This is a genomic window from Lysinibacillus sp. FN11 (assembly GCF_024628845.1).
GTDB classification, from domain to species: domain Bacteria; phylum Bacillota; class Bacilli; order Bacillales_A; family Planococcaceae; genus Lysinibacillus; species Lysinibacillus capsici.
The window spans coordinates 1,491,387-1,502,974 of the sequence record NZ_CP102383.1; the positions used below are offsets into that span (position 1 = coordinate 1,491,387).

General features: G+C 39.0%; 15 protein-coding genes and 2 pseudogenes. 15 read left to right on the forward strand and 2 right to left on the reverse strand.

Annotated elements, in window-relative coordinates; all coding sequences use genetic code 11:
- The first annotated feature begins 6 nt into the window (after positions 1-6).
- The 11 genes and pseudogenes from NP781_RS07720 (at position 7) to NP781_RS07770 (ending at position 7,086) form a co-directional block, all read left to right on the forward strand.
- Positions 7-297, forward strand: a complete 291-nt coding sequence (locus NP781_RS07720) for a BMC domain-containing protein (protein WP_048390435.1) — start codon at positions 7-9, stop codon at positions 295-297.
- Between the two features lie 30 nt (positions 298-327).
- On the forward strand, positions 328-1,098 hold the full coding sequence (fabG, locus tag NP781_RS07725) for a 3-oxoacyl-ACP reductase FabG (protein ID WP_221683165.1): 771 nt from the start codon (positions 328-330) through the stop codon (positions 1,096-1,098).
- Positions 1,099-1,116: 18 nt separating this feature from the next.
- Entirely contained in the window at positions 1,117-1,389 is a 273-nt protein-coding gene (locus NP781_RS07730) for a BMC domain-containing protein (protein ID WP_221683166.1), read from the forward strand.
- Positions 1,390-1,408: 19 nt separating this feature from the next.
- Positions 1,409-2,251 (forward strand): phosphate propanoyltransferase, encoded by an 843-nt coding sequence (gene pduL / locus NP781_RS07735; RefSeq protein WP_257521921.1) that lies wholly within the window; start codon positions 1,409-1,411, stop codon positions 2,249-2,251.
- Positions 2,252-2,257: 6 nt separating this feature from the next.
- Entirely contained in the window at positions 2,258-2,527 is a 270-nt protein-coding gene (locus NP781_RS07740) for a EutN/CcmL family microcompartment protein (protein WP_004228986.1), read from the forward strand.
- Entirely contained in the window at positions 2,517-2,909 is a 393-nt protein-coding gene (locus NP781_RS07745; protein WP_221683211.1) for a BMC domain-containing protein, read from the forward strand. The genes NP781_RS07740 and NP781_RS07745 overlap by 11 nt, the downstream gene beginning before the upstream one ends.
- Positions 2,910-2,956: 47 nt before the next feature.
- A pseudogene (gene mdh / locus NP781_RS07750) lies at positions 2,957-3,894 on the forward strand (malate dehydrogenase).
- A gap of 171 nt (positions 3,895-4,065) precedes the next feature.
- Positions 4,066-4,599, forward strand: coding sequence for a cysteine hydrolase family protein (locus NP781_RS07755; RefSeq protein WP_257521923.1), 534 nt, complete (start codon positions 4,066-4,068; stop codon positions 4,597-4,599).
- Positions 4,589-5,134, forward strand: coding sequence for a GNAT family N-acetyltransferase (locus NP781_RS07760; RefSeq protein ID WP_221683170.1), 546 nt, complete (start codon positions 4,589-4,591; stop codon positions 5,132-5,134). Before NP781_RS07755 ends, NP781_RS07760 begins: the two co-directional genes overlap by 11 nt.
- 25 nt (positions 5,135-5,159) lie before the next feature.
- Positions 5,160-6,071 (forward strand): annotated as a pseudogene (locus NP781_RS07765) (DMT family transporter).
- A 592-nt stretch (positions 6,072-6,663) separates the two neighbouring features.
- Positions 6,664-7,086, forward strand: a complete 423-nt coding sequence (locus NP781_RS07770; protein ID WP_257521924.1) for a hypothetical protein — start codon at positions 6,664-6,666, stop codon at positions 7,084-7,086.
- Positions 7,087-7,122: 36 nt separating this feature from the next.
- On the opposite strand, the gene NP781_RS07775 is transcribed toward NP781_RS07770, so the two are convergent.
- Entirely contained in the window at positions 7,123-8,196 is a 1,074-nt protein-coding gene (locus NP781_RS07775; protein ID WP_257521925.1) for a hypothetical protein, read from the reverse strand.
- Positions 8,189-8,743, reverse strand: a complete 555-nt coding sequence (locus tag NP781_RS07780) for a sigma-70 family RNA polymerase sigma factor (RefSeq protein ID WP_004228968.1) — start codon at positions 8,741-8,743, stop codon at positions 8,189-8,191. The genes NP781_RS07775 and NP781_RS07780 overlap by 8 nt, the downstream gene beginning before the upstream one ends.
- Positions 8,744-8,904: 161 nt before the next feature.
- Here NP781_RS07780 and NP781_RS07785 point away from each other — a divergent pair, with 161 nt between their 5' ends.
- From NP781_RS07785 to NP781_RS07800, 4 genes are all read left to right on the forward strand, one after another.
- The gene (locus NP781_RS07785) at positions 8,905-9,462 is read left to right on the forward strand and encodes a GNAT family N-acetyltransferase (protein WP_221683174.1); all 558 of its coding nucleotides are present in this window, start codon (positions 8,905-8,907) and stop codon (positions 9,460-9,462) included.
- Positions 9,463-9,626: 164 nt separating this feature from the next.
- The gene (locus tag NP781_RS07790; RefSeq protein ID WP_257521926.1) at positions 9,627-9,968 is read left to right on the forward strand and encodes a hypothetical protein; all 342 of its coding nucleotides are present in this window, start codon (positions 9,627-9,629) and stop codon (positions 9,966-9,968) included.
- A gap of 35 nt (positions 9,969-10,003) precedes the next feature.
- Entirely contained in the window at positions 10,004-10,219 is a 216-nt protein-coding gene (locus NP781_RS07795) for a hypothetical protein (RefSeq protein ID WP_257521927.1), read from the forward strand.
- A gap of 50 nt (positions 10,220-10,269) precedes the next feature.
- On the forward strand, positions 10,270-11,253 hold the full coding sequence (locus NP781_RS07800) for a hypothetical protein (protein ID WP_221683176.1): 984 nt from the start codon (positions 10,270-10,272) through the stop codon (positions 11,251-11,253).
- The last annotated feature ends 335 nt before the right edge of the window (positions 11,254-11,588 follow it).

Genomic DNA, 11,588 nt, shown 5'->3' on the forward strand with positions numbered 1-11,588 from the left:
TGTTACATGATGAAATCGATTGGTATTGTGGAGACAAGAGGACTTGCGATTTCCATACGAATCGCAGATGCTATGCTCAAAGCAGCGGATATTCGAATACTTCGACAAGAAACCATCGATTTGGCTCTAGTAACCATTGCCATTGAAGGGGACACAGCGGCCATTCAGGAAGCGATAGCCATTGGTACACAACTAGCTAAAGCAGCCAACCAATGGATTGCCTCTTCGACTATTTTAAGGCCAGATATTGCGGTGAATGGATTAGTAACAGAAATTGCGAAAAAGCCAAGTACTTAAAATGAAGAAAAGGAAAGGTGGAGGAACGAGTTGAAGGTCGATTTAACGGGGAAGGTTGTCATAGTTACTGGTGGTAGTAAAGGAATTGGGAAGGGGATTGCTACCGTATTTGCGGAACAGGGTGCTCATGTGGTGATTGCAGCAAGAGGTATTGAAGCTGCCACAGAAGTAGCAAATCAATTACAAGCGCAAGGATTCTCAGCTTCTGCTGCCACTGTTGATGTTGAAAACTATGAATCTGTTGAAAGCATGGCTACGGAGGTTGCTAGCTCCTTTGGTTCCATCGATATTTTATGTGCCAATGCTGGTATTTTTCCCTCCATGAAACTAGAGGACATGACCACTGACCATTGGGATCAGGTATTAAATGTCAATGCCAGAGGAACGATGTTTGCTGTCAAAGCTTGCGTGCCCCATTTAAAGAAAGCGAATGCTGGCAGGGTCATTATTACCTCATCGATAACGGGTCCGGTGACTGGCTATGCTGGATGGACACATTATGCCGCAAGTAAGGCAGCTCAATTAGGTTTTATGCGGACTGCGGCTCTTGAATTAGCCCCTTATAATATTACGGTCAATGCCGTGTTGCCAGGAAATATTGCAACAGAAGGCTTAGATGGTCTTGGTGAATCCTATCTACAAAAGATGGCGAAGGCGATTCCTTTTGGTAGCCTTGGTCGTGTGGAGGATATAGCGTATGCTGCATTGTTCCTAAGTAGTAAGGAGGCAGGCTTTATTACGGGTCAATCGATCATTATTGATGGTGGCCAAACATTGCCTGAAGATGCAGAGGCATTTTAAGAGAAGGAGGGATACGAGATGAATTTAGGCGCATTAGGAATGATTGAAACAAAGGGCTTAGTGGGCTCTATTGAAGCAGCCGATGCAATGGTCAAGGCTGCCAATGTGAATATTGTTGGTAAAGTCCATGTGGGTGGCGGTATTGTCACGGTACTTGTTCGCGGGGATGTAGGGGCTGTGAAAGCCGCAACAGATGCAGGAGCCGCAGCAGCACAACGTGTTGGAGAGCTATTATCTGTACATGTGATTCCACGACCACATGCAGAATTGGAAGCGATTTTAAAAGTGTAATAATGAGTGAGGTGGCTATATGAATGAACAAGCAATAACGCAAATTGTTAATGATGTCATAGCCGAATTACTACCTAAAAAAGAAGCAGCTCCTACATCATATGAAATTCCTATAGGTATCTCTGCAAGGCATATTCATTTACAACAAGAGCATGTCGAGCAGCTATTTGGGAAAGGTGCTACGTTAAGTGTGAAAAAAATGTTAGCTCAACCCGGCCAGTTTGCAGCACATGAAACGCTACAGGTGGTGGGACCAAAAGGAAGCATCCAAAATGTACGTGTATTAGGTCCAGCTCGCACCTTCACACAAATTGAAATTAGTCATACTGATGCGATTGCCCTAGGAATTCAACCACCTTTGCGTGAATCGGGTGAAATTGCTGGCTCAGCTAGCTGTATCCTGGTAGGACCTAGGGGAAGTTTGATTTTACAAGAAGGGGTCATTATCGCACAAGCACATATTCATATGGCACCTGCTGATGCACAGCAGTTAGGTGTTCAAAACGGTCAATATGTCTCCGTTAAGGTGCAAGGGCGACGTCCCATTACCTTTGAGCAAGTGAAAATTCGTGTGGCTGATCACTATCAATTAGAAATGCATATAGATACAGATGAAGCAAACGCAGGCTTCATCCAACAGGGCGAAACAGGTTCAATTATAACAGGTAAGATGGCAGGAGAGCCTTACAATAACTTCGTCCGTCCTCCAATTGAAATTAAACACAAGATTATAACGGCAAATGATGTAAGCCGTTATCAAGGTGAGACAGTGATAGTCCCCAAAGAGGCAAGGTTGACGGCACTGGCGAAGGAGGCCGTGGAAAAATTAGAAATTGAACTTCAGTTTCACGAAAAAGGATGAGGATGCATGCGGATAGGAACAGTGGTCGGAAATATCTGGGCAACACGTAAAGAGGAAGGGCTACAGGGATTGAAATTACTCATTATCCAGCCAATAAAGCTGGATGGTCAACTGAGTGATGAACAAATTGTTGCTGCAGATCGTATAGGTGCAGGTGTTGGGGATAATGTCATTTTAACAATGGGCAGTGCTGCCGTACGAAGTTTTTCTACGACCAGTATTTGTCCAATTGATGCCATTGTTGTTGGCATTATAGATGGCACAGATGAATCGTGAGGTGAACACAGTGACAGAAGCGATAGGAATGATCGAAACGTATGGCTTGATTGGCTCCATTGAGGCTGCGGACGCTATGCTAAAAGCAGCCAATGTCCAATTAGTGAAACAGGAGCTAGTAGACGGTGGTATCGTAACCATTATTGTCGAGGGAGATGTGGGTGCAGTACAGGCTGCGGTTGAGGCTGGCAAAGCGGCAACAACGCGAACGAGCAAGCTACTAAGCGCACATGTAATTCCACGAGCAGCCAATGAAGTATTCACAGCGATTATTGATGAAAAACAAGCGACAAAAGCGACGGAGACAGCAGCCAAAAAAACAAGCGCTCGCCAGAAGCCTCAGCAAACAAAACTTGTCGAGGATGAGCAGGCAGATAAGTAATCGGCGATCTTTAGCAATGAATCTATGTCGTTAGGAGGGAGAGGCAGATGAGCTTTAGGCGACCCAAAATCGCCATCATTGGCGCTGGACATACAGGTGCAACCGTAGCGTTAATGGTCGCACAGAAACAGATCGGGGATATTGTGCTTATCGATTTACCAGATTTCGAAAATGCTGCGAAAGGGAAGGCGCTAGATATTCTCCAAACTGGACCCATAGAAAGATTTAACGTACAGGTGACGGCTACTTCAAAGTATGAGGAAATAGCTCATGCTGATATTGTGGTTATCACGGCAGGTATTGCAAGAAAGCCTGGCATGACACGACAGGATTTAATTCATACAAATGCGGCAATCATCCGCACGGTAAGCGAACAGATCAAACGTTATGCGCCAACTAGCTATATTATCGTCTTAAGTAACCCTGTTGATGCCATGACCTATGTTTGTCTGAAAACTACAGGTTTTCCCAAAAATCGTGTCATGGGACAATCAGGTGTTTTAGATACAGCGCGCTTTAATACCTTTATCGCACAGGCTCTTCAGCTCGCTGTCGAGGATATATCGAGCTTCGTCTTGGGTGGGCATGGCGATGAAATGGTGCCACTCGTTCGCTATACGTATGTCGGAGGAATACCACTAGAAAAATTAATGCCACAAGCACAGATTGAGCAATTAGTGGAGCGAACGCGAAAAGGTGGAGGCGAAATTGTCGCCCTACTTGGCAATGGCAGTGCTTACTATGCCCCAGCCGCCGCCATTGTCCAAATGATTGAAGCGATTGTGAAGGATCAACGGAAAGTATTGCCCATCATTACGTATTTACAGGGCGAATATCAAGTAAACAATGCCTGCATCGGTGTCCCCGTTGTTTTAGGGGAGCTGGTATTGAAAGTGTAATTGAATTGCATTTAAACGAAGAGGAACAGCAAGCATTTAATCATTCGGTTCACCAAGTTTATCAAACATTAGCCTATATCAAATGATGCAAGCGCATGACACCATCTAATAGTGACATGTATTAGATGGTACCGTACATAGTTGAGGCACCTTACGATGTTGTAAAGGTGCTTTTTGTTGTTCAAAATTTTCTTTTAATGGAAGATTGTTTTCTGTACAATTAAAAATGTTACTACTGATGCACAAAGGAGGACACGATGAAACAAGCACTCATCATTATCGATATACAAGAGGCTTTCTTTCTAGATAGCCAGCAAAATCTTTGGAACAGTGAAGCTATTATCAAAAATATTAATGCCTCCATTACATGGGCACGGCGCAACGAAGTACCCGTTATTTTTATTCAGCATACAGACGCAGATGATGTGGATTTTGCATTAGGTCAACCAGGCTGGGAACTCTATCATGGATTACTTAGACAGGCGGAGGATCAAGTGATTCAAAAAACAACGTGGGACGCTTTCTATCAAACGGAGCTTGCAGCTTATTTACAAGCGCATCACATCGACCAATTGATTTTCGCGGGTGCTCAAACAGAGTTTTGTCTTGATACAACAATCCGTAGTGCTTTTAGTCATGGCTACCAGCATAATGTTTTAATAGAAGATGCACATAGCACCTTAGATAGTAATGTACTGGCAGCACCACAAATTATTCAACATCACGAATCCATTTGGCATAATCGTTTTGTGCGGATTCAGTCAATTGGAGGATTCGAATATGCTGATTGATCAGAAAGAGCTCCAGATAAAAGAGCTATCCTATACAATTCGCTGTGCCCGACGCGAAGATGCCCAAGCCTTATCAGATTTACGCTTGCAATTAGACGGTGAAACGGAAAACTTCGATCGTGAACAGGGCGAGGCGTTGATTGATCGAGCAGGCTTTGAGCGGCTTATTCAACAGGATAGCGAAAGCCCCAAAAATCTATGTTTAGTAGCGGTTGTCGATGATCGGATCGTTGGATTCTCAAGGTGTGAGGGCTCTCCACTCAAAAGGCTTGCCCATAAAGTAACATTTGGTGTTGGTGTCAGTAAAGAGTTTTGGGGCTATGGCATCGGAAAAGCCTTGCTGCAAGAATCCATTGATTGGGCAGATGCCAATGGTGTTCGCAAAATAGCACTAGAAGTGTTAGAAACCAATGAAAAAGCGATACAGCTCTATAAAAAAATGGGCTTTTTAGTGGAAGGCATTCTGAAAAATGATAAATGCCTTGCAGATGGTATGTTCTATCATACGATCATTATGGGAAGATGGCAGGAATAGCAACGTAGAAGGAATTTGAAACAGTATGACAAATTTTATGTATATCTTTTGTTTAATTGTCTGGGGTCTTAATTTTATTGCAGTCAAAATTTAAGGAACGCCAGTCAGTTTAGAATTATCTTTAACCTATCGTTTAGTCATGACAGCCCTTTTATTTTTCATCCTTGCTTGGTTCTTGAAACCACAGGGTAAACCACAACAGCGCGATGTACCGTTTATCATCGTTTTTGGCGTTTGTAATTTTGCATTCAGCTATTTAGCACTGTATTATGCGACGATATGGAGCTCGGCTGCGATTGTCACATTAATTTTTTCATTAAAAGTCATACTAACACCCATCGCTCTACGGATATTTCTCAAGGAGCCATTGCATCGTCGTGTTTTAATTGGCGGCATTTTAGGTGTCATCGGCGTGGGGGTGCTGATTTATCCAGCTTTACATAATATCGAGTTAAAAGGAGTTTTGATTGCCTTCGTAGGGACTGTCCTGACAGCCATCGGAGATGCAAGCTCTGCCCGAAATGCCAAGCATCAAATAAACCCCGTTTATGCCAATGCCATTGGTTTTGCATTGGGCAGTGCAGTCATGTGTGCCATTGTTTGGCTACAGGGACAAACAGTCGTGATACCTAAATCTTTTACCTACTTATCGGCTCTCTTGTACTTAACGCTTATCGCATCCTTCCTCGCATGGTTATTTTACTTAAAACTAGTCGAACGAATAGGCGGGGCAAAAAGTGGCTATATGGTTGCGTTATTCCCCGTAATTGGCGGTTTTGCTTCAGTTGTCATTGGCGAATCAACACTTAGTATTTATTTAATTCTAGGCTGTCTTTTTAGCTGTATTGGGGCTGCGATTGCCTTAGGCTTTAAAATTAAGCCTATTTACGATGAACGAAAACCCCTTTCCCTTCATAAACTAGAGAAGAACGCTTGAAAAGGGTGAGGGACAAAATGTCATTCGTTCCATTGAATGCAATGGGTATCAGGAGAGAAAAGATGAGGATCACTGGGACATTGATCGCTGGGAAAATGATGGTGGCAGAAGCTTAGAGGCGTGAGGGAGACAGAAATTTGTCTCCCTTTAAATATTTTTGAAACCTTTTGATCAATTGCTCGTATGATAAGTAGACAAGTTTTCATTATCAGCTATAAAAAAGGGAGAAATGATTTTTTTGAACCATTGAACAAAACGATTACTATTCATTATTTACGTGATTGTCATTGCGGATGCGTATTATACAACGCTCTATATTGAACCAAAAACACCGCCGCAATACCAAACCATCAAAGCAACAGCCATCACGGTAGACCAACTACGGTAGCAAGCCTCACAAAAAGAGGCGAACAGCCCGTCGCTCGAAGCCTTTTTCCTTCAAGCAATTTCTTCAAAGCGTGGCCCAAGAAATGGTGATGCAAGGAAATTTCATCGAAGCACGAACCCAAAAGCGTGTCTATTTACACTATCAACAGCTACGTTGCTGACACCCTGTACATTTACAGGGTTTTTTTAATAGGAGGAGCAAAATATGAGTATGGCAACCTATATAGGCTTCAATTTTCCAGTTGAAATACAGGATGACTATACAGAAAATGAAGTTGACATAATTTATTTTTTCTCAGTAGAAGAGAATCGCCAAATTGTACAGGCAAAGCATTTTACAACACCCTATGTATATGAAATCGAAACAAAGGGAGAGCCCATTTGGCAAATGCATAACGAGAATAAAGTGTCTTCCCCACATAACTATGAAAAAGCCAAAAAAACTTTTCTTCATGTTTGTGACTTTCTAAAGAATTTCCTTCCCAAAGGAGATTATTGCGAAATCTATATTTGCTGGATAGGAGAAGAAGGGGAGGACCATGAGAAAAAATTCGAACTTTGGTTAGACCAACTGCCAGTAGATGAGGTAGAAATCGATGAGAAATGTTTGATGATGTTGAGAAACTAAAACCTTCAAACAGAAAAAAGATTGAAGCAATAAGCCTCAATCTTTTTTCTGTTTGCTAGGAAGCTGATAGCCCTCTAAGTCTGGAATAAATTCTTGTGGATCAATCGGCACATTCACTTCAAGCCTTTCTGGATGAACATAGCTTGTCAGCTCACCATTTTGGTCATATGTTTCACTTTTAACGAGAATGCCAGTATCTTTATCCACCCAAAAACGAAACGCTTCTGTCGTGCCTTTTAAATTTTCACTATTTGTCACCGTTTCATCCATTTTCCCAGCTAATACGATTGTATTATGACCTAACAACGCTTCATTTTGTTTTTCAATCTCCCAATGTTCCATATTTCTTAAATAACTAGCTGCTTTCTCATAAGCGAACAACGACATACTTGAACTTCCAAATGAAGGTCTTTCTCTCAATTTATTAGATGAAATAGGCGGATATTTCAAGTCAATACTAAAAGCTTGCTCAGGAGTAACTATGTCTCGTTTTGATTTCTGTTTCGTTTCACTAACTGTAGAAACTTTTTGTCCATTAAGTGCTGTATATTTTAACCAGCTCTTTCTGTTGTTATAATAATACTCCTGTGTATCGTTCTTGATTCCCGTCGTGTTATCATCTAAAGCGATTATTTTTTCATAGCCTCCAATTTCTTTTTTGGTACTTACTTTATAAGTAACACCTAATGTTCTAGTGGAACCGTCTTGAGAAATTTTATGTTCTTCAAATTTTCCAGCTGCAGAGTGAAAATAATCGATCGAATTTAATAATTTACTCACGACTTCCTCTTTCGTCATATCCCCATAAAATTCTTCTTGGATCGGGGGATGATAAAGAGTAGTTTCCATTGTAGGTTCGTGTGAACGGTCTCCCTTAGCAACTGGTTGTTCTGTCAGCTCCGTGACCATAAAATAGCTAGCCCCTATAAGAAAAAAACCAATGACAGCTATAGGTAACAAATGATTGAAAATGGATTGAAATTGGGGTTGTTTCTTGTGACCTTTTCGAAGCCTCTGCCTTACTTTTTCTTTATGTTTCTCATTAAAATGAATGTCCTTGAATGCCGTGTCATCCAATGCCTTGCCTATATTTTTAAACATATCATTCATTTATCTTGCACCCCTCCATTGATTTTTTGAGCAAAAGGCGAGCCCTATGAAGTCGAGACTTAATGGTTTGTAAACGCAAATCTAACAAATCAGCTATTTGGTTATAGGACAGCTCTTCATAATAATATAAAATAATAAGTTCTCTGTACCGTATTGGTAGAGCAAGAATCTTTTCAGAAAGTAATCGTTTATCCTCCTGTCCGACTAATTCCAGCTCAGGAGATTTACTAGTACTCTTAATTTTTGAGAAAAATTCTGTCAGAACAATATTTCTATAAGACCAGCTTTTTAATTTATCTTTACATAGATTGACAGTAATTCGATATAACCATGTTTTATAGGAAGATTCATTCCTGAAATTATCTAAATGCTCATAGCACTTTATAAACACTTCTTGCGCAATATCTTCCGAAAGCTGCTTGTGCTTTATATACGTAAAGGCAAGACGTGCTATGTCATCTCCGTATGCCTTCATCAACCATTCAAGCCTCTCCTCCTTACTACATTCACTGCTAACTTCTATTGATGTTCTCACATGTTCAAGCATCTTCCACACCCTTTCAATTATTAGACGGAGTTGGTGCTATTTGGTTGTAATCAATTTACTATAATAACGAAGGATTTGTAATAGCAATAGAAAGAGAGTATGAGAGGTTTTTGTGTTATTATTCAATAGTAAAATGCTAATAAATGGTGAAAAAGGGTAGTATGCATACACAATTCGAATTTACGGTTTTTCCTCAATTGGAAACAAAACGTTTTATTTTACGAAAAGGGATAATGGATGATGCCCAAGATATTTTAAGTCTTTATTCTAATGAAAATGTAGTGAAGTACCTGCCATTACCATTGTTTGCTTCAGTTGAAGATGCTATTGATGAAATCAATTGGTATGAGAAAATTTTTAAAGAACAAAAAGGGTTAAGATGGGTAATCGAGGAAATTCAGACCAACAAGGTGATTGGCACATGTGGCTATTTGAATTATGAAAAAGAGCATAATCGTATAGAAATTGGCTATGATTTAAACCCTGACTATTGGGGGAAGGGTGTGATGCAAGAGGCTTTAAGCATGATCATCCACTTTGCCTTTACATCCATGGGAATCAATAAAATCGAAGCAAAAATAGAACCAGAAAACATAGCATCTATCAAACTATTGGAAAAATTAAACTTTTCTCAAGAGGGCCTTTTGAGGCAACATGAATTTGAAAAAGGGAAGTATGTGGATCTCGCTATCTTTTCCCTATTGAAAAGTGAATTTTAGGTGGTTAGAAAAGTCGCACTCATTATGAGGGGTGGCTTTTTTTACTGCGAGATACATAGAAAATCAGCCATATTTCACGTATTTATTAAATGGAAAATATTATAAAATTAACTAATGTAAGGTATTGTTATAAGTAATGGATAACCTTCTAAGGAGTGAGAGAGATGAAGCTCATAAAAGTTGTATTGACAGGACTATTGATTAGTGGATTGTTAACAGGTTGTATCGAAGAAACGAAAGGCGAAAAGGTAAAAACAGAAGTAACAAAAATCAAACAAGTAACAACAGTAAACCCTTCGAAAATCTGGAAGGATGTTTCAACCCCAGAAGGCTTCAATAACTATGGAATTGAACCAACGTTGGAAGCATGGATTGCCTATCATGCCCAAGATATTAACAAAACAACAGACGTAGACGAATATTATCTAAGGGCAGATCGTCTCACGAAGGAAATGATTTATTTTAGGGTTCAAGGGAAGACCTTCAAAAGGATTTTGAAAATTTAAATGTACTGCAGATTTTGATGGGACATCTGGATTATGTGATATCGGTAGAGAAACAGCAAGGTCTTGATACAGCTGAGTTCTATGGAGAATTAACTAAGTGTTTTACGTATTTCACTGAATTACTTCACGATCTCAACGTAATCATCAATAACGATGGCAAGGGTGAAACATATGGGCTCACACACCAATTAGACGGGAGCAAGGTGGACGAACTCGAAAAACTTCTTTATTCAGAGGCTGGTAAGGAGTAAAAGTAAAATAGATTTATTTACTATAAAGAAAAATATCAGGAGGAATATTTTTGAATAATAAACAACTAATTCCTACAAATGAAATTAAAGAAGAGTTTGAGGCCATTTTAGTAGAAAATGATAGTATTGCGCAATGTGTGATTCATTTAAAAAACGGCACGATCAAAAACAAACAACGCTTAGACACCCGCTATGACGAGTTTGCTTTGGATACTGTGAATAATGAATTTTGTTTTAGTCTAAAAGATAAAAATAGCATAAATTTTCATAGAATTAATCTTCAAACATTCAGTCAAATAAATGCGGTAACATTAAATTTATACAATTATTTTTCTTCTGAAGAACTTAAGGATGAAAGCTATTATTCCAAGTTAATTTACCTTAATCATCAATATTTGTTGTATTTTATTACGAAAAGAGAAATGAACTATGGACATCCTTTTTATCAATGTATTTTTTTAGTAGACACTTCAACAGGAGAGATAAAACAATTAAATCCTTTACTTCCAAACGGAGATAATTTACTAAGATTAGATACTTCCAAAAACATCTATCTAAGCAATCATAATCACTTTTTGCTGTTAAAAACCGGGAGAATTAGACCCTTTGAAAAACAATCAATGTATAAAAATGTAGATATTGAAAATCCTTATCATGACCACCTTGAATCTATTTATTTAATGAAGGTTTCATCTTTAATTGATCAACAAAATTTTAATAATGCAACACTGATATCTTTATTAAATTATTCAGGTGCTTCTGAAAAATTGCAATATGAGAACAATATTCTATCATACGTAGTATCTGATTTTACTAACAATACTAAAGAATTAATAAAACATGATTTGTTAATAGGGGATATTTCAAAGTTTCAAGATGATCAATTAATACGAGAGTATTTAAATGCTGATTTTGAAATATTACCAAACTACTATGATTATATCTCTATATTATCTAAACAGGATAATGCTAATACGTTTAATCTAATTGACGATGAATTGTCGTTTAATGTAAAGCTGGACGAGATAAGCTGAGAGAATTTTAATTTGTTATAAGCATCTGTAATGGAGGATGGATTACATAGGTGGAAGAATAAACCACTCTCCGATGAAGTGACTGCATAGGATAGATACAATTATTTTCATTAGGAAGCTGTTTGGCATAGATTCGATATCCTATCGGGATTCATGTCTGTTAATTTTGCTTTCATCCATGCTAATTGGTTGGAGTGATAAATGGAAATAGTTATCCAAATGAAAGAGTTAAGAGGTATTATTACATTACAAAGCAGATTAGTGGAAGTAAGATCTGAGAGGGGCTTGTGTATGAAGCGTTTAGTTATTGGCATTGTAATAATTTGGTTGATTTT

Excerpts from the sequence above, each read along its gene's own strand:
- NP781_RS07770 (WP_257521924.1), top strand. The coding sequence starts at position 6,664 with ATGAGTATGGCAACCTATATAGGCTTCAATTTTCCAGTTGAAATACAG.
- NP781_RS07790 (WP_257521926.1), top strand. The coding sequence starts at position 9,627 with ATGAAGCTCATAAAAGTTGTATTGACAGGACTATTGATTAGTGGATTG.
- NP781_RS07760 (WP_221683170.1), top strand. The coding sequence starts at position 4,589 with ATGCTGATTGATCAGAAAGAGCTCCAGATAAAAGAGCTATCCTATACA.
- NP781_RS07740 (WP_004228986.1), top strand. The coding sequence starts at position 2,258 with ATGCGGATAGGAACAGTGGTCGGAAATATCTGGGCAACACGTAAAGAG.
- NP781_RS07775 (WP_257521925.1), bottom strand. The coding sequence starts at position 8,196 with ATGAATGATATGTTTAAAAATATAGGCAAGGCATTGGATGACACGGCA.
- NP781_RS07780 (WP_004228968.1), bottom strand. The coding sequence starts at position 8,743 with ATGCTTGAACATGTGAGAACATCAATAGAAGTTAGCAGTGAATGTAGT.
- pduL (WP_257521921.1), top strand. The coding sequence starts at position 1,409 with ATGAATGAACAAGCAATAACGCAAATTGTTAATGATGTCATAGCCGAA.
- NP781_RS07720 (WP_048390435.1), top strand. The coding sequence starts at position 7 with ATGATGAAATCGATTGGTATTGTGGAGACAAGAGGACTTGCGATTTCC.
- NP781_RS07755 (WP_257521923.1), top strand. The coding sequence starts at position 4,066 with ATGAAACAAGCACTCATCATTATCGATATACAAGAGGCTTTCTTTCTA.
- NP781_RS07785 (WP_221683174.1), top strand. The coding sequence starts at position 8,905 with ATGCATACACAATTCGAATTTACGGTTTTTCCTCAATTGGAAACAAAA.
- NP781_RS07745 (WP_221683211.1), top strand. The coding sequence starts at position 2,517 with ATGAATCGTGAGGTGAACACAGTGACAGAAGCGATAGGAATGATCGAA.
- NP781_RS07730 (WP_221683166.1), top strand. The coding sequence starts at position 1,117 with ATGAATTTAGGCGCATTAGGAATGATTGAAACAAAGGGCTTAGTGGGC.